Annotated in this window: 15 protein-coding genes; all 15 read right to left on the bottom strand. The window is 66.0% G+C overall.

The genetic code is table 11. From position 1 onward, the window contains the following. Window positions 1-94 precede the first annotated feature (94 nt). From ftsA to B2V17_RS07775, 15 genes are read right to left on the bottom strand one after another with little or no spacing between them, the layout of a single operon-like run. The gene (ftsA, locus tag B2V17_RS07845) at window positions 95-1,375 is read right to left on the bottom strand and encodes a cell division protein FtsA (RefSeq protein WP_292996784.1); all 1,281 of its coding nucleotides are present in this window, start codon (window positions 1,373-1,375) and stop codon (window positions 95-97) included. Continuing rightward, on the bottom strand, window positions 1,375-2,352 hold the full coding sequence (locus B2V17_RS07840; protein ID WP_292996783.1) for a cell division protein FtsQ/DivIB: 978 nt from the start codon (window positions 2,350-2,352) through the stop codon (window positions 1,375-1,377). Before B2V17_RS07840 ends, ftsA begins: the two co-directional genes overlap by 1 nt. Continuing rightward, window positions 2,349-3,293 carry a D-alanine--D-alanine ligase gene (locus B2V17_RS07835; RefSeq protein WP_292996782.1) on the bottom strand — a complete coding sequence of 315 codons (945 nt, stop codon included), beginning with the start codon at window positions 3,291-3,293 and terminating at the stop codon, window positions 2,349-2,351. Before B2V17_RS07835 ends, B2V17_RS07840 begins: the two co-directional genes overlap by 4 nt. Beyond that, a complete protein-coding gene (gene murB / locus B2V17_RS07830; protein ID WP_292996781.1) occupies window positions 3,290-4,264 on the bottom strand; it encodes a UDP-N-acetylmuramate dehydrogenase in 975 nt (324 codons plus the stop codon). The genes B2V17_RS07835 and murB overlap by 4 nt, the downstream gene beginning before the upstream one ends. Beyond that, entirely contained in the window at window positions 4,261-5,676 is a 1,416-nt protein-coding gene (gene murC, locus B2V17_RS07825) for a UDP-N-acetylmuramate--L-alanine ligase (RefSeq protein ID WP_292996780.1), read from the bottom strand. Before murC ends, murB begins: the two co-directional genes overlap by 4 nt. Next, complete coding sequence (gene murG / locus B2V17_RS07820) at window positions 5,673-6,842, bottom strand: undecaprenyldiphospho-muramoylpentapeptide beta-N-acetylglucosaminyltransferase (protein ID WP_292996779.1); 1,170 nt, start codon at window positions 6,840-6,842, stop codon at window positions 5,673-5,675. The genes murC and murG overlap by 4 nt, the downstream gene beginning before the upstream one ends. Next, window positions 6,839-8,056 (bottom strand): FtsW/RodA/SpoVE family cell cycle protein, encoded by a 1,218-nt coding sequence (locus B2V17_RS07815; RefSeq protein WP_292996778.1) that lies wholly within the window; start codon window positions 8,054-8,056, stop codon window positions 6,839-6,841. Before B2V17_RS07815 ends, murG begins: the two co-directional genes overlap by 4 nt. Then, complete coding sequence (gene murD, locus B2V17_RS07810) at window positions 8,056-9,402, bottom strand: UDP-N-acetylmuramoyl-L-alanine--D-glutamate ligase (protein WP_292996777.1); 1,347 nt, start codon at window positions 9,400-9,402, stop codon at window positions 8,056-8,058. The genes B2V17_RS07815 and murD overlap by 1 nt, the downstream gene beginning before the upstream one ends. Further along, entirely contained in the window at window positions 9,399-10,469 is a 1,071-nt protein-coding gene (gene mraY, locus B2V17_RS07805) for a phospho-N-acetylmuramoyl-pentapeptide-transferase (RefSeq protein ID WP_292996776.1), read from the bottom strand. Before mraY ends, murD begins: the two co-directional genes overlap by 4 nt. Before the next feature lie 8 nt (window positions 10,470-10,477). After that, complete coding sequence (locus B2V17_RS07800; protein ID WP_292996775.1) at window positions 10,478-11,947, bottom strand: UDP-N-acetylmuramoyl-tripeptide--D-alanyl-D-alanine ligase; 1,470 nt, start codon at window positions 11,945-11,947, stop codon at window positions 10,478-10,480. After that, window positions 11,944-13,398 carry a UDP-N-acetylmuramoyl-L-alanyl-D-glutamate--2,6-diaminopimelate ligase gene (locus tag B2V17_RS07795; RefSeq protein ID WP_292996774.1) on the bottom strand — a complete coding sequence of 485 codons (1,455 nt, stop codon included), beginning with the start codon at window positions 13,396-13,398 and terminating at the stop codon, window positions 11,944-11,946. Before B2V17_RS07795 ends, B2V17_RS07800 begins: the two co-directional genes overlap by 4 nt. Then, window positions 13,395-15,122, bottom strand: coding sequence for a peptidoglycan D,D-transpeptidase FtsI family protein (locus B2V17_RS07790; protein WP_292996773.1), 1,728 nt, complete (start codon window positions 15,120-15,122; stop codon window positions 13,395-13,397). The genes B2V17_RS07795 and B2V17_RS07790 overlap by 4 nt, the downstream gene beginning before the upstream one ends. Then, window positions 15,119-15,622, bottom strand: coding sequence for a hypothetical protein (locus tag B2V17_RS07785; RefSeq protein WP_292996772.1), 504 nt, complete (start codon window positions 15,620-15,622; stop codon window positions 15,119-15,121). Before B2V17_RS07785 ends, B2V17_RS07790 begins: the two co-directional genes overlap by 4 nt. After that, the gene (gene rsmH, locus B2V17_RS07780; protein WP_292996771.1) at window positions 15,619-16,572 is read right to left on the bottom strand and encodes a 16S rRNA (cytosine(1402)-N(4))-methyltransferase RsmH; all 954 of its coding nucleotides are present in this window, start codon (window positions 16,570-16,572) and stop codon (window positions 15,619-15,621) included. Before rsmH ends, B2V17_RS07785 begins: the two co-directional genes overlap by 4 nt. Then, window positions 16,569-17,003 carry a division/cell wall cluster transcriptional repressor MraZ gene (locus B2V17_RS07775; protein WP_292996770.1) on the bottom strand — a complete coding sequence of 145 codons (435 nt, stop codon included), beginning with the start codon at window positions 17,001-17,003 and terminating at the stop codon, window positions 16,569-16,571. The genes rsmH and B2V17_RS07775 overlap by 4 nt, the downstream gene beginning before the upstream one ends. Window positions 17,004-17,389 lie beyond the last annotated feature (386 nt).

The following is a 17,389-nucleotide window of genomic DNA, read 5'->3' as shown; positions in this document are numbered from 1 at the left end:
TTACGCGGGTCTTGCACCCTTCGAATCACCGAATCAAAGCCGGATCAACCATTTTCCACAGTCGTCCCGGCACCTGAGTGTGGACCCGGAGGTCCTAAAAATACTCCCGCACCGCCTGGTAAAGACGATTGACCATGCCAAATCCCTTGTAACGAACGATCGGCTGGTAGCTTGGCCCGACCGAGCGGATGTCGATCGGATCGGCCGCCGCGTAAAGCACCAGCCCGGATAGCGTCGAAAAACCGGGGGTCGCATGGGCTTCGGCGAGGCCCTTCAAATGCTGCGGCTTGCCCAGCCGCACCGGCTTGCCGAGCGCGCCCTGCGCAAAGTCGGCCAATCCGGCCAGTTCCGCGCCGCCGCCGGTAAGCACCACCAGCTGCCCGCGCTGGCCGGTAAAGCCAAGCGCTTTCAGCGCCTTGTTCACTTCGTCGATCCATGCCGCCAGCTGGGTGGTGATGACCGAGACCAGCTCTGCGCGCGGCACCCGGTTCTTGTCATCGGCATGCCGCGCGGCCGGGCCGGAGCTCTCCTCGCCCGGTGCATTGACCGGAATCATCTCGCGGTGATCGGCCGGGCTCGCGATCGCCGAACCGTGGACGCACTTCAGCCGTTCGGCCTGGAAGCGGCGAATTCCGAAGGCGCTGGCCACCGCATCGGTGATGTCGCCCGAACCGAGCGGAATGGTTACCAGCCCAAGCAGCATGCCGGCGGCATAGACCGAAACATTTGTTACTTCCCCGCCGAACTCGACCAAAGCGACTCCCAGCTCGCGCTCTTCGCTGGTCAGGCAGGCGTGCCCGGCGGCGATCGGCGATCCGACCACTGCTTCAACCTGCAGGTGCGCGTTCTGGACCGCTTCGGTGATATTCCGAACCGGCGCGCCATCGGCCAGCATCACGTGGATATCGACCCCCAGCCGCTCGGCATGGAGCCCCTTGGGATCGGCGACCCCGTCAGCGCCATCCAGCGTATAGTGGGCCGGCTGGGCATGGAGCACCATGCGTCCGTCGGGCTGGATCACGTCACGCGCCGATACCAACAGGTGATCGATATCCTCGGCCTCGATCCGGCGGCCACCGATATCAACCTCGACCTGGGCGACCTGGCTGGCAAGCCCTGCGCCAGAGCAGCCGATCCAGACGCTGGAAACCGAAGTGTTGGCCATTTTCTCGGCGCGTTCGACCGCGTCCCGCACGGCATAGGTTGCGGCCTGCATGTCGGTCACATAGCCGCGCTTGATTCCCTGGGCCGCGCGGTGGCCGGAACCAAGCACGACCATTTCTCCGGTTTCAGAGAGCCCGGCAATCATTGCCGAAATGCGGAATGAGCCGATGTTGACGGCGCCAAAAACGCGGCTGATGCGGGGCGCGGGCATTACTGCTTCTCCTCGGACTTGCTAGCGGGTTTGGCGGCGGGTTTTTCGGCAGCCTTGGCGCTGTCGCCGGCCTTGGGTGCCGGCTGCTCGACCGGATCGGTGCGGCCCGGTACGCGCAGATAGATCCGGTCCGGCGCGCGCATATCGAAGGCTACCGCCTTGCCACCGAGCAGGCGGTTGCGGCCATCGAGTTGGGCAAAGGTCATCAGCGCCTTGGCCGATTTGTCCGCGCCTTCGGGCAGCGCCAGCACCTGACCCGTCTTGAAGGTCAGGTTCCAGCGCCGGTTGCCGACCCATTCGGCGCTGCGCAGCTGCGGCCGCATGGCAGGGGCGGCTTCCAGCAGTTCGCTCAGCGCCGCTACCTGGCGGCTGGCACCCGGACCCTTGAGCAGCAATTTGCCCTTGGCGCGTTCGGCCGAGACCACTTCGAGTTCATGCCCGTCCTTGTCGATCAGCATCAGCCGGTCGGCCTTCTGTGCGACGGCAACCGGCTTGCGCTCAACCACGTCGATCACCAGCGTATCGGGAAGCTGGCGCGAGACCCGCGCGTCCTCGACCCAAGACAGCTGGAGCAGCTTGTCACGCAGGGCCTGGACATCAACGAAGGGCATCGCCCGGTTCCGGTCGGCCAGCGCGATCTGGTAGATCTTCAGCTCGTTGAGGTTGTTGGTGCCGCGCACGTTGACATTGTGCAGTTCGAACCCGGCATCGTGGGCGAAGACAGCGACCTGATCGCGCGCCATTGCCGGGACCCCGGCAAAGCTGGCCGCCATCCACGCGCCGACCGCGACGATCCCGAGGATCATCGCCAGGAAGATCCGGTGCAGCTGCGCCTCGCTGAACGGCAGCCAGGCCATCAGCGTGTCGATCACCGATCCGGTCTTGGCCCTGGCGGTGCGGACCTTCTGGGCCTTGCCCTGGGCCGCCGCGGCGCGGCGCGCGCCCTTGCCGCCGCGTTTGATCGTGCGCCCGCTCACTTCGTTTTCTCCTTTGCAGAGAGCGCGTCGGCGATGATCATTTCGACCAGCTCGCCATAGGAAATGCCAAGGTGCCTGGCCTGTTCCGGCACCAGGCTGAGCGGGGTCATCCCCGGCTGGGTATTGGTTTCGAGCACGAACAGCCCCTCGATCCCGCGTTCGTCATCCCAGCGGAAGTCTGTGCGGCTGCAGCCTTTGCAGCCGAGCAGCTTGTGGCAGCGTAGCGCAATGTCGAGGCAGGCCTGGGTAATCTCGTCCGGGATTTCAGCCGGGCAGACATGCTCGGTCATGCCTTCGGTATATTTGGCGTCGAAATCGTAGAAGCCGCTCTTGGGCTTGAGTTCGGTCACCATCAGGGCCTTGTCGCCCAGCACCGCCGTGGTCAGTTCGCGCCCGCGGATATAGGGTTCGGCCAGCAGGCTGTCGAATTCCTGCCAGGGCCCTTTGGCGTCCTTGCTGATCGGATTGCCGTAATTGCCCTCGGCGGTGACAATCGCCACGCCGACCGATGAGCCTTCGTTGACCGGCTTCAGCACATAGGGCCGTTCCAGCGGATCGCGTTCGAAAATCTCGGCAACCTCGACGATCCGTCCGCCCGGCATCGGAATGCCGTGGGGGACCAGCGCCTGCTTGGTCAGTTCCTTGTCGATCGCGATCACCGAAGTGACCATGCCGGAATGGGTATAGGTCAGCCCCATCAGATCCATCATGCCCTGGACGGTGCCGTCTTCCCCCGGGGTGCCGTGCAGCGCGTTGAACACCACGTCGGGCGCGGCCTTGGCCAGCTTCTGGGCGACATCGCGGCCCATGTCGACGCGGGTGACCTTGTGCCCGCGCTCTTCCAGCGCCGCAGCGACGCCCTCCCCGCTCATTAGCGAGACCGGCCGCTCGTTCGACCAGCCGCCCATCAGGACCGCGACATGAAGTTTGGGGAGAGTCACTTCTTACCTACCAGTTGTTCGTCTGGCGCTTTGGCACAGGTGCCAACGCGCTGAATTTCCCATTCGAGCGAAACGCCCGACTTGTCTTTCACGCGCCGCCGAACTTCTTCGCCGAGGTTCTCGATATCAGCGCTGGTCGCATCGCCTAGGTTGAGCAGGAAGTTGCAGTGCTTTTCGCTGACCTGCGCACCGCCCAGGGTCAGCCCCCGGCACCCGGCCTGATCGACCAGTTCCCAGGCCTTGTACCCGTCCGGGTTCTTGAAGGTGCTGCCCCCGGTCTTGCTGCGCAGTGGCTGGCTGGCTTCTCGGCTGGCGGAAATGCGGTCCATCTCGGCCTGGATGTCTTCAGCCTTGCCTGGATGCCCCATGAACCGCGCCCCTACGACGATCGCCCCGTCGGGCAGTTCAGAGTGGCGATAGGTGTAGTGCAGATCGCTGGCCGGCAGTGTCAGCAGCGTGCCGTCGCGCTGCACCACGTCGCAATCGACCAGAATATCCTTCACCTCGCCGCCATAGGCCCCGCCGTTCATCCGCACGAAGCCGCCGACCGTGCCGGGGATCGAGCGGAGGAATTCGAGGCCTGCGATGCCATTGTCGCGCGCGGTCGAGGAGACGAGGATGCCGCTGGCCCCGGCCCCGCAATCGAGCGTCAGGTCCGCGCTTTTGCCGACCTTGGCAAAGGCCTTGCCTAGCCGCACCACCACGCCGGGCACGCCCCCATCGCGGACGATCAGGTTGGAGCCGAGGCCCAGCGCCATGACCGGCACCGCCGGGTCGAGCTCGCGCAGGAACGCCTGCAGGTCGGCCACGTCCTTCGGCTCGAACAGCCATTCGGCCGTGCCGCCGGACTTGAACCAGACCAACGGGGCGAGCGGGGCATCGGCGGTCAGCTTGCCTGCGACCTTCGGCACTTCGAGACGGGCCTTCGCCAGGCTCAGTCCCTCCTCAGCATGGGCGGACCGGCTGTTCATCCGCCCGCCCTCAAATATTTGATCTTGTCCGCCAGGCCCCCGGCCCACTTGGTGATGTCGCCCGCACCCAGGCAAACCACCATGTCGCCTGGCTGAGCGCTGTCAGCCAACACAGCGGCAAGCGCATCGGCCCCTGCCACGGTGTGCGCGCTGCGGTGCCCGCGGGCCTTGATCCCTTCGACAAGCGCATCGGAATCGACCCCGTCGATCGGCGCTTCGCCGGCCGGATAAACCGGCGCTGCGTAAACCACATCGGCATCGTTGAAGGCGGCCTGGAAGTCTTCCATGTGATCGCGCAGCCGGGTGAAGCGGTGCGGCTGAACCACCGCGATCACGCGGCCCGCGCCCACCCCCTCGCGCGCGGCTGCCAGCACAGCGCGGATTTCGACCGGGTGGTGGCCGTAATCGTCAATCACGGTCACACCATCGACCTCGCCGACCTTGGTGAAGCGGCGTTTGACCCCGCCGAACTTGGCAAAACCTGTGCGGATCACCTTATCCGCGCAGCCCATTTCCACCGCCACGCCGATCGCGGCGAGCGAGTTCTGGACATTGTGGCGGCCGGGCATCGGCAGTTCGATCCCTTCGATCCGGCGGCTTTCGCCGTCGCGCTGGCGGATCGTCACGTCGAAGCGGTTACCGCCCGGGTAAGGCGTCACGTTCTCGCCCCGCACGTCAGCCTGGGCGGAGAAGCCATAGGTAACCACGCGGCGGTCGCGGATCTTGGGGATTACCGCCTGAACCTCGGGGTGATCGATGCACAGCACCGCGCAGCCATAGAACGGCACGTTCTCGATGAATTCGACAAAGGCGTCCTTGATCGCGTCGAAACTGCCGTAGTGATCGAGATGCTCGGGATCGATGTTGGTGACCACCGCGATGGTCCCGTCGAGCCGCAGGAACGAGCCGTCGCTCTCATCCGCCTCGACCACCATCCAGTCGCTTTCGCCAAGCCGCGCGTTGGAGCCGTAGGAATTGATGATTCCGCCGTTGATCACGGTCGGATCGATCCCGCCGGCATCGAGCAATGCTGCGACCATGCTGGTCGTGGTGGTCTTGCCGTGGGTGCCGGCAACTGCAACGGTGCGTTTCAGCCGCATCAGTTCGGCCAGCATTTCGGCGCGGCGGACGACCGGGATGCGCGCTTCGAGCGCGGCGGCGACTTCGGGATTGGTCCGCTTGACCGCGGTGGAAGTGACCACAACCGCCGCATCGCCGACATTCTCTGCCGCGTGCCCGATCATCACCTTGATCCCGCGCGCGCGCAGCCCTTCGACGACATAGCCTTCCGCGATGTCGCTGCCCTGCACGCTGTAGCCGAGGTTGTGCATCACCTCAGCAATACCGGACATGCCGATCCCGCCGATCCCGACGAAATGGATCGTGCCGATATCGGTCCCAACGCCCTTCATGCCGTCACTCCCTGCGCGGAAGGCGCGGCTTCGGCGCTGTCGGCAACCCGGATCACGTCCATCAGCGGCGCGCCGCCGAAGCCTTCCATCAGGTCGGCCAGATCGCTCACTGCATTGGGATAGCCACAGTTCCACGCGGCGTGGGCGGCGGTAGCGAGGGATTGCGGGTTCATCGCGATCGCCTGGATCTGCTTGGCGAGTTCACTGGCAGTGAACTTGTCCTGCCGGATCATCCGCGCGCCGCCCGCGGCGCAGATTTCGGCGGTGTTGTAGGCCTGATGATCGTCGGTCGCGATCGGTAGCGGGACCAGGATCGCCGGACGGCCCACAGCGGTCAGTTCCGCCACGGTCGAAGCCCCGGCACGGCCGATGAACAGGTGCGCGTCGGCCAGCCGTTCATGCATGTTCTCGAAATAGGTGCCCAGCTCGGCTGGGATTTCGTGGCTGGTATAGCGGCCGCGCACAGCCTCGATATCCTCGGGCCGGCATTGCTGCGTCACCTGCAGGCGGTTGCGCAGGTTGGGCGGCAGCATCGCCAGTGCATCGGGCACGATCTCGCTGAGAATTCCCGCGCCCTGGCTGCCGCCGGTGACCAGCACCCGCAGCAGGCCATCCTCGCTGAAGGCCGGGAACGGCTGTTCGCGCAGCGCCAGCACTTCGGCGCGGATCGGATTGCCGACCAGATGGGTCTTGCCGAGATATTTGGGCTTGAGCCGCTCGGTCTCGCGATAGGATGTGGCAATCGCATCGACCCGTCCGGCGAGGAAGCGGTTGACCCGGCCCAGCACCGCGTTCTGCTCGTGGATCACGCTGGGAATGCCCGCGCTGGTTGCGGCCCACAGTGCGGGAAAGGCGGGATAGCCGCCGAACCCGATCACCGCCGAGGGCTGAAAGCTTTCGAACAGCCGCGCCGCCATCCGCTTGCCTTCGAGGATCGCCTCGATCCCCTTGGGCCAGTGCAGCGGGTTCTTGCCGATCCGGCCGGCTGGAAGGACATGGGCAACCAGCGTGTGCGGCTTGCCCGGCAAGCGGCTGCCGCGATCATCGGTGATCAGCGCGCAGTGGTGCCCGCGCCGCTCCAGCTCGACCGCCAGGGCAAAGGCCGGGATCAGATGCCCGCCGGTGCCGCCCGCTGCCAGGACATAGTGCCGGGAAGGACTGCTCATAGCTTGATGCCCATGCTGGAAAGGCTGAACTTCTCACGCCGGATAAAGGGATTGCGGCGGGTGATCGAAAGCAGGAACCCGGCCCCCAGGCACAGCGCGATGGTTGAGGAACCGCCATAGGAAATCAGCGGCAGGGTCATCCCCTTCGACGGGAACAGCTGCAGGTTGACCAGGATGTTGATGAAGGCCTGTCCGCCGATCTGCGCGATCAACCCGGCTGCGGCCAGCGTGGTGAACAGGTCTTCCTCTTCAAGCAGGCGGATCAGCACGCGGGCCACCAGCGCAAGGTACAGCACCACGATCACCAGGCAGGCGATCAGACCGAATTCCTCACCGATCACCGAGAAGATGTAGTCGGTATGCGCCTCGGGCAGGCCAAGCTTGCGGGTGCCGAGCCACAGCCCCGACCCGGTCCAGCCGCCGGCCAGCAGGGTGCGCTGGGCCAGATCGACCTGATCGAAAGCGGTCCCGCCGCCCAGAAATGCGTCGATCCGATGGCGGGCGTTGTCATAGAACATGTAGGCCAGCACCACGAAGGCAAGGCCGGCCCCGCCGGCGAGGCCAATCCGTTTCAGCGAAATTCCGCTCATCAGCACCATCACGAACCACACCCCGATGAACAGGATCGCGGATCCGAAGTCGGGCTGGGCCATCAGCAGCACGGCGATCATCCCCATCAGCCCGGTGACGATCTCGATCACCGGCAGGTTGGGATCTCGGACCCGCCACGAGAGGATCCAGGCCATCCCGATCGCAAAAGCTGGCTTCAGGAATTCCGAGGGCTGCAGCGACATGCCAAGGTTGAGCCAGCGCTTGGCGCCATTGACGCTGAAGCCCATGATCGGGACCAGCATCAGCGCGACCAGCATGGCAAAGCAAAGCACGATCCCGGCCCGCCGCGCCATGTCCTTGGGCAGCATCGAGGCACCGAACATCGCGATCAGCCCGATGAACTGATAGCGGATGTGCATCGTGAAGAAGTGCAGGTCGTCCAGCCGGACCGAGGCGGTGGAAAGCCGCCGCGCGCTGGCCGGCGAACTGGCCGCAACCGCCGCGGTACCGATCGCCATCAGGGTCAGGATCAGAAACAGCAGGGTGCGGTCGATCTCACGCCACCAGATCGCAAAGTCACTGCGGCGATTGCGGTGCTGGCGCACAGCGCCATCAAGGCCGACCCGGCCGCCGCGCGGCACCACGGGGGGCAGCGTCGCCATCAGCTGCGCCCTCCGGCTTGCGCTGCCGGTTCAGGGGTCAGCAGGGTCTGGACGATCTGACGAAAGGCATCGCCGCGCGCTTCGTAGTCGCGGAACTGGTCGAAACTGGCGCAGGCCGGGGACAGCAGCACCACGTCGCCCGGCTGGGCCGCAGCCATCGCTTGCTGGATCGCTTCGCACATCATCTCGCTGCGGGTCACCGGCATGTGCGGTGCGAGGATCTCGGCAAAACGCGGGCCGGCATCGCCGATCGTATAGGCGGCGGCAATATTGCCAAAGAACGGTGCGCATTCGTCCAGGTCGTCGCCCTTGGGCAATCCGCCAAGGATCCAGTGGACCCGGCGATGGTCGCTGGGCGGAAAGGCAGCCAGCGCCGGCGCGGTCGAGGCCGGATTGGTCGCCTTGCTGTCGTTGATGTACATCACCCCGCCAGCTTCGGCGACGCGTTCCATGCGGTGTGGCAGGCCCCGGAAACTGGCCAGCGCCGGGCGCCACTGCATCGGGGTCAGCCCCAGTGCCTCGGCGATCGCGACTGCGACGGCGGCGTTCTGAAGATTGTGCGGGCCTTGCAGGCTGGGCCAGTCCGGCTGGAGCTTGACCAGATCCTTGCCATCGACGCTGCGGACCCGCCAGGCTTCGCGCAGCTGCCCTTCTTGCGCGGCGACCGCCTGGGTCTTGGCATCGCTCATCCCGAAGATCGCGAATTGCTCGGGCCGCTGCATCGCAAACAGCCGAGCCTTCGACGCGGCATAGCCGGTGAACCCGTCATAGCGATCAAGGTGATCGGGCGTAATGTTCAGCAGCGCGGCAACATCGCATTGCAGCGAATGGGTCAGGTCGAGCTGATAGCTCGACAGTTCCAGCACATAGACCCCGCCGGCCGAAAGCGGATTAGCTCCCAGAATCGGCAGACCGATATTGCCGCCCATCCGGGTCGGCAGTGCGGCCGATTGCAGGATGTGATGGACCAGCGCGGTGCAGGTCGACTTGCCGTTGGTCCCGGTGATCCCGACCACGCGGTGCGCGGGCAGTTCGGGCCGGGCGATCGCGAACAGTTCAATATCGCCAATCACCGGCACGCCGGATGCCGCAGCGACCTTGGCGATCGGATGGGTGTTGAGCGGAACCCCGGGGGAGACCACCACCCCGGCGAAACCGGTCAGGTCCATTCCCACCGGATCGGCCAGCTCGACCCGGCCTTCCAGCGCGCGGCGCGGTTCCTCGCGGCTGTCCCAAGCGGTCACCTGCGCGCTACCGGCCAGCAGACTTTCGACAGCCGCCATCCCCGAGCGGGCCAGCCCGAGAACGGCATAGCGCTTGCCGGCAAAGGCGGAGGTGGTGATCATCGCAGCTTCAGCGTCGAAAGTCCGATCATGGCGAGGACGATCGAGACGATCCAGAAGCGGATCACCACGGTCGATTCCTTCCAGCCGAGCTGTTCGAAATGGTGGTGGATCGGGGCCATCTTGAAGACCCGCTTCCCGGTGCGTTTATAGACCGCAACCTGGATGATCACCGACAGCGCCTCGGCCACGAACAGCCCGCCGACGATGGCCAGCACGATCTCGTGATGCGCGGCAACCGCGATTGCACCCAATGCTCCGCCCAGTGCCAGGCTGCCAGTATCGCCCATGAACACCGCCGCCGGCGGGGCGTTGAACCACAGGAAAGCCAGGCAGGCCCCCATGATCCCGGCGCAGAGGATCGCCAGTTCACCGGCGCGCGGCACGTGCGGGATGCCAAGGTAAGCGGCAAAGTCGGCCCGGCCGGCCAGATAGGCGATGATCGCAAAGGTTCCGGCAGCGATCACCACCGGCATGGTGGCAAGGCCATCGAGCCCGTCGGTCAGGTTGACCGCATTGCCCGCGCCGACGATCACGAAGGCCGCGAAGACGTAATAGAGCGGACCCAGCGGGATGTAGCGCCCGCTCAGGAACGGGACATAGAGGTTGGTGTCGATCTGGCTGACCAACAGCCACGAAGCCAAGCCGGCGACCGCGAATTCGCCGGCCAGCCGGACCCGGCCCGGGACCCCGGCGGTGGTGCGCTTCTTGACCTTGTCGTAATCGTCCAGAAACCCGATCGCGCCGAAGCCGAGGGTCACCAGAATGCAGGCCCAGACCAGCGGACTGCCGAGGTCCATCCACAGGAACATCGAAACCGCCAGCGAAACCAGGATCATCAGCCCGCCCATGGTTGGCGTGCCGCGCTTGGCCAGGTGGCTCTGCGGCCCGTCCTCGCGGATCGGCTGGCCCTTGCCCTGGCGCATCCGCAGCATGGCGATAAAGCGCGGCCCGATGATCAGGCCCAGCACCAGCGCGGTCATCAGCGCGGCACCGGCGCGGAAGGTCTGGTAGCGGATGAGGTTCGCCAGCCCCTCGAACTGAAAATACTGAGCGATCAGGTAAAGCATTCCTGATCCTAATCCTTCTGCTGCGCGAGCGCGGCGACGACTGTCCCCAACCCGACCGAATTCGACCCCTTGACGAGGATCGCGTCGCCGCCTTCCACGCCATGCGCCCTGAGCGCATTGAGCGCTTCAACGGCAGTCCCGCAATGGGCGAAGCCGATGCCCTTGCCAAGCGCGGTTTTGGCCGCTTTCCCCAGTTCGTCGGCCAAGGCCTGCATCTCGTCGCCGACCAGCACGACGAAGCCCGCTCCCGATGCGGTGAGCGGTTCGATCAGCGCGGCATGATAGGCCGGACCATGCTCGCCCAGTTCCTTCATCGCCCCCAGCACGGCGACCCGTCGGCGCGCGGGAGTGACCCCAAGCTGGGCCAGGGTGGCGCGCATCGAAGCGGGGTTGGCGTTGTAACTTTCGTCGATCAGCAGCGCCCGGCCCGAACCGTCGCCGCCGCCAGCAGGAAGCGTATGCCGCTGGCCCCGCCCCTTCAGCCCCTGCATCTCGGCCAGCGCCAATCCGGCCGCGCCAAGATCGCCGCCGGCCGCGCCGACTGCGGCCATCACTGCCAGCGAATTAAGGATCCAGTGCTCACCCGGCTCGGCCACGGTATAGCAGATCCGCCGCGCGCCAAGATCGGCCGTGACCAGCGAACCGCCACCCGGAGCGGGAACCGCATCGAGCAGACGGACATTGGCGTGGGCCGCCCGGCCGAAGGAAACGACCGCGACTTTTTTCTGTTCTGCCGCTTCCTTCAGCCGGGCGAATTGGGGGCTGTCTGCCGGTATTATCGCGACTCCGTCGGTCTCCAGCCCCTCGAATATTTCTGCCTTGGCATCGGCGATCGCCTCGATGCTGCCCAGGTTCTCGATATGCGCCGGCGCGATCGTGGTGATCACCGCCACATGCGGGCGGACCTGCGCGGTCAACGCGGCGATTTCGCCGGCGTGGTTCATGCCCATCTCGAACACGCCATAGCGGCTGCGCGCCGCCATCCGCGCCAGGCTCAGCGGTACGCCGACATGGTTGTTGTAACTCTTTACCGAACGGTGCGCCTTGCCCCGGCTAGAACGGTCAAGCGCGGCGAAGATCGCTTCCTTCACCCCGGTCTTGCCAACTGAACCGGTTACTCCGATTACGGTCGCATCTGCCCGGTTTCGCGCGGCTTTTGCAAGAAGCTCAAGTGCGATTGAGGTATCCTGGACCAACACGTGCGGGCCAGCCACCGGGCGATCGACCACGACCGCCGCCGCGCCCCGGGCAAAGGCCATGTCGACAAAGCGGTGACCGTCCATGCTCTCGCCCTTGAGCGCAAAGAACAGGTCGCCCGGCACCACGTCGCGGCTGTCGATCTCGACCCCGGACACCTGGAAGTCACCGACCGCGACCCCGCCGGTGGCACGGGCGATCTCCACCGCATGCCATAGGGCCAGACCGAACAGGTCGGTCTCATCAGCCGGCCATTCGAGGATCTTTGCTAGCGCATTCATGCGGCACACTCCCTGGCCACGGCTACGTCATCGAACGGCAGGACGCGGCAGGCATCGCCCGCGCCCACAATCTGGCCCTGTTCGTGGCCCTTACCGGCCACCAGCACGATGTCATCGCGCCCGGCTTCGGCAATGGCGGCGGCGATCGCGCTGCGGCGATCGCCCACTTCGCGCAGGGATTTTCCGCCTGCCAACACTGCAGCGCGGATGGCAGCGGGGTCTTCGCCGCGCGGGTTGTCGTCGGTAACGATGCCAAGGTCGGCCTGCTCCGCAACGATCTGGCCCATCGGCACGCGCTTGCCGGCATCGCGGTCTCCACCGGCGCCGAACACCACGATCAGCCGCCCGCTGCAATGCGGACGGAGCGCGGCAATCGCCGCTTCCAGCGCATCGGGGGTATGGGCATAGTCGATGTAGACCGGCGCGCCCGAGCGGGCGATCGCGGCGCGTTCCAGGCGGCCACGGACCGGCTGTAGCCGGGTGACAGCATCGAACACCTGCGCAGCCTTGCCCCCGGTCGCCAGCACCAGCCCCGCGGAAACCAGCGCATTGGCGGCCTGATAGGCCCCGATCAGCGGCAGATTGACCTTGCGCCGATCGTCGGCGAATTCGACTTCAAGCAGCTGGCCCAACTGGGTCGGAGTACGGGAAAGCAGGCGAATGCCGCTCTGATCCGCGCGTTCGCCCACGCCCAGCAGGCGCAAGCCGCGACGCTGCGCGTGCCCGGCGGCCAGGCCGCTCCATTCGTCATCCATCCAGATGACAGCCGTGCCGTCCCCTTCGACCACTTCGTCAAACAGCCGCATCTTGGCCGCGAAGTAGTCTTCCATGTCCTTGTGGTAATCGAGATGGTCGCGGCTCAGGTTGGTAAAGGCGGCAGCGGCTACCCTTGGTCCTTCGCTGCGGTACTGCGACAGCCCGTGGCTGCTGGCTTCGAAAGCAACGTGGGTGATCCCCTCGCGCGCCAGCCCGCTCATATTGGCCAGGAAGGTGACAACATCGGGCGTGGTCAGCCCGGTCGAGACGCTTTCATCGGCGGTGGTGATGCCCAGCGTGCCGATCGAGGCGGAACGTTCCCCCGCCATCCGCCAGATCTGCCGCGTCATCTCCACGCAGGAGGTCTTGCCGTTGGTTCCGGTGACCGCGACCACCGTTTCGGGAAAGGGCGCAAAGAAGCCGGCTGCCAGCCGAGCGAAGGTCCGGCGCGGATTGGCATCGGCAATGTGAACCGCGCCCTCGACCCGCGCCTCGGGGCGCGCGACCACGGCCACGGCTCCCGCGGTTATCGCGGCGGGGATGAAGTCTTCACCGTTCACGGCGGCGCCCTGGAAAGCGCCGAACACGGTGCCCGGGGCGACCTTGCGGTTGTCGATCGCGAAGCCGATGACCTGGGTCTCGCTGCCGCCGGCGATCGCAATTCCCGCCGTTTCGGCCAGCGCCCCCAGCCTCATTCGCCTTCCCCCTTGCCGACCAGCGGGGCGAGGTCGGTGATGTCCACATCGCGAGTGGCGTCAGGCATGATCCCCAGCAGCGGGCCGATCCGTGGAACCAGCCGGCCGACAACCGGTGCGGCGTTCCATGCGGCGGTGCGCTGGCCCGAGGTGGCAGCAGTGCCCTGGGGTTCGTCGAGCATCGCGATCACCACATAGCGCGGATGATCCATCGGGAAGGCTGCGGCAAAGGTCGCGACCAGGCTGCTTTTGCGATATCCGCCGGCCCCTGGCTTTTCAGCCGAACCGGTCTTGCCGCCGACCCGGTAACCCACAGCATCGGCGTTCCGGCCGGTGCCGATATCGACGATCATCCGCAGCAACTGCCGCATCCGGGCGCTGGTGCTGGCCTTGAACACCCGGCGGCCCGGCACGGCCTGTCCGGGTTCAACCTTGACCAGCGTCGCCGGCCGCCAGATCCCGCCGTTGACCAGCGCGGCATAGGCACTGGCGAGGTGCAGCGGGGTGACCGCGATACCGTGCCCATAGGACACCGTCATTGTCGTGATCCGCGACCATTGGCCTTTGGGCCACAGCGGAAAGCCGCGCGCGGGCAGTTCGATCTGGGCGCGCTGATCCATCCCGAGATCGCGCATCGTCTGATTGAGCCGTTCCGGGCCGACCTCATCGGCAATCTGCGCGGTGACGATGTTGGACGAATGGATCAGTGCCTCGGGCACGTTGAGCGACGCACCCAGCGCGTGGCTGTCCTTGATCTGGAACCCGCCGATCGCGATCGGACGGCTCGATTGATAGCGCCGCGCAAGGTCAGTCACCGATCCGGCATCGATCGCTGCAGCAACGGTGATCGGCTTGAAGGTCGATCCCAGCTCGTAAACCTGGTTAGTCACGCGGTTGAAGATGAAGCTTTCCCCGGCCCGGTCGATCAGATTGGGGTTGAACGAGGGCAACGAGGCCAGCGCCACGACTTCGCCGGTATCGACATCGAGCACGATTCCGGCCGCACCCTTGGCGTTGGAGGCGTTCATCCCGCGCATCAGTTCGTCTTCGAGCGCACCCTGGACCCGCGCGTCGATCGACAGCATTGCCGGAGTGCCGCGCTGGGCCGGATCGGTCAGGCGATCATCGAAGACCTGCTCCATGCCGACATGGCCGTGCCCGTCGGCCCCGACGAAGCCCAGCACGTGGGCCGCCATCGAGCCTTGCGGATAGAACCGTTCGGTCTCACGCGGGAATTCCAGCGCCGGTTCGCCCATCTGGTGAACCCGATTGGCGTCTTCGGGCAGAATCCGGCGGCGCAAATAGCCGGGACGCCCTTCGGCGAGCCGCGCGGCGAGCGCATTGACCTCAAGATCGGGGAATATCCGCGACAGGCTTTCGGCCACCTCGCGCGGGCTGCGGACCAGCGGGGGGCCGTCACCGCCCAGCGCGGCCGGGTTGTACCACAGTGCATAGGCGGGGAAGGCGCGGGCCAGCGGCACGCCGTTACGATCGACGATATCGGCCCGCTCGGGCACCAGCAAGGTGCCGAACTGCTGCTGCGCCGGGGCCGGTTCGAACAGGCCGAGGAACAGGATTCTGCTGACTGCGGCCAGCGCGATCACGGAGAAACCCAGCACCACCCACAGCACCCGCCACTTGGCCATCAGAAGGCTGCGCGAGCGCACGTTGACCAGCGCGCCGCGGCCAGAGGAGATGGTGGTCGAGACGGCGATCGTGGTCATTCCTGGCGGGCCTCGCGCGGTTCGCTGCGGCTCAGCCGGTCGCCCAGAGTGGCGGCGGTGGCGGGCTTGGGCTTGCCTTCGGCCTTCGGTTCGGCCGCCATGGCCTTGCCGGTCAGCGGATTGACCATGGCGGGCAGGCCTTCGGTCTCGCGCGGGGCATCGGCGCTGGCGACCCGGATCGGGCTGGGCGCATCGGCGGCGCGCGGCTTGCCCAGCGCGGCCAGCTGGCGCTCGCCTTCGAGGTACTGGCCGGCAGCGGGAGCCTGATAGCCGAATTCGACCTCGTTGAGGCTGCGCAGCTGCTGCTGGTTGGCGCGGGTTTCGAACTCGGTTTCCAGCAGCAGCTTGTCCTGCTTGATCGAAACGATCTGCCGCTCGGTCAGCCGGACCTGGCTTTTGACTGCATTGACCTTGAAGGTCAGGATTACGGTGAAAGTGAAGCAGGTCAGCAGCACCGCAACCCAGCCGATCGAGCGCATCCGGTCGCGCGTCAGGTTCATGCCGCCCTCCTTTCGCGCGCCGGCGCATCGGTCCGCACCGCGCTGCGCAGCGTTGCCGAACGGGCGCGGGGATTGCGGGCAAGTTCGGCTTCGGACGGGCGGAGCGCCTTGCCGACCTGGGCAAAGGTCGGGGCGTGCGCGGGGGCGTTCACCGGCAGGTGGCGCGAAGCATTGGCCACTGCGCCGCTGGCTTCGCGCAGGAAGTTCTTCACGATCCGGTCTTCGAGGCTGTGGAAGCTGACCACGGCCAGCCGCCCGCCGGGCACAAGCAGCGTTTCGGCGGCGGACAAACCGGCGCGGAGCTCGTCAAGCTCGGCGTTGACGTGGATCCGGATTGCCTGAAAGCTGCGGGTGGCGGGATCCTTGGGCGCACCGGGCCGATAGCCCAGCGCCTTGCGGACGACATGGGCGAGCTGGCCGGTGGTGGACAGCGGACGCGCCGCCACGATCGCCCGGGCAACCCGGCGCGACTGGCGTTCCTCGCCGTATTCGTAGAGCACGTCGGCGATAGCACTTTCCGCAGCCCCGTTGAGGAAATCGGCAGCGCTTTCGCCGTCCTGACCCATCCGCATGTCAAGCGGGCCATCGCTGGAAAAGGCAAAGCCCCGCTCGGCCTGGTCGAGCTGCATCGAGGAGACCCCGATGTCCATCACGACGCCATCCACCTGGGCCACCCCGGCCTCGGCCAGGCTGGCGACCATTTCGGAGAAGCGGCGCGGGTGGAGCACCAACCGGGGCGGGCTTTCCCCGGCTTCGCTCCATCCGCGTCCGCCCGCGATCGCGTCGGGGTCGCGATCAAAGGCGTGAACGCTGGCGCCGGCGTCCAGCAGGCGGCGGGTGTAGCCGCCGGCACCAAAGGTGGCATCGACGATCACCGCGCCGGGGGCGGGCGCAAGCGCGGCGATCACTTCATCGAGCAGAACCGGGACGTGCGGCGCGGCAGCGGTCATTTCCGCCCCTTCCCGCTACGGGCCTGGCTGGCCAGATCGAGGCAGGCTTCCTGGGCGTCTTCCCAGCCCTGGCCCATATCGGCCAGCACGTCGGGGCTCCAGATCGTGAACTGCTTGCCGCCGCCCTGGAAGAAGGCGGCGTCGGTCAGCCCGCCGAGCTTGAAGAAGCGTTCGGGCAGGATGAAGCGGCCGCTGTCATCGAAGGGTACGCGGGCGAAGCCATAGAGCTGCTGGGCGCGCAGATCACGGTCGAAATCCTGCTGGCGATCCAGCGCGTTGCGCTCTTCGCGGTCAAGCTCGGCTTCGAATTCAGCGACGCGCGACAGGCCGAAACCGGTCAGGCACTTCCAGCGCGGGTGCTTGGCAATGCAGAGGAGCCGTTCGCCATGACCGGAATCGCGGACTGCCTTGCGGAAGTCGGGAGGCAGCACGAAGCGACCCTTTTCGCCGAGTAGCGAAAAGCCTTGGCCACTATATGCAATTGGCTTGCCCGCCTCCACGTAATGCCCCGCCTAAAGCCGGGATTTCTCCCGGGTTCCCGCAAAAATCCTCCCCCGCCCCGTCCGCGCGCCCCCGCGGCCGGCTCACCCCTGAAAGGTGCTCGGCAAGGAATTTCGATGTCGATGAATTGGTTCATTAACCCTGCTTCGACGGGGATGGAAGGGAAAATTGCGGGATTTCACGGGATAAGACGGTAAATAATTGATTAATATAATATTGTTTCACCATCTGCGATGGCTATGACAACGATGTTTTTGATTTGTTCGCGCTGAAAATCAGCCACTTGCAGCGCGACTCCGCAAGATCGCACGAACTT

It is taken from the genome of Novosphingobium sp. UBA6272 (assembly GCF_002440635.1).
Lineage (GTDB): Bacteria > Pseudomonadota > Alphaproteobacteria > Sphingomonadales > Sphingomonadaceae > Novosphingobium.
This window is presented reverse-complemented; position numbering and strand designations above follow the sequence as displayed.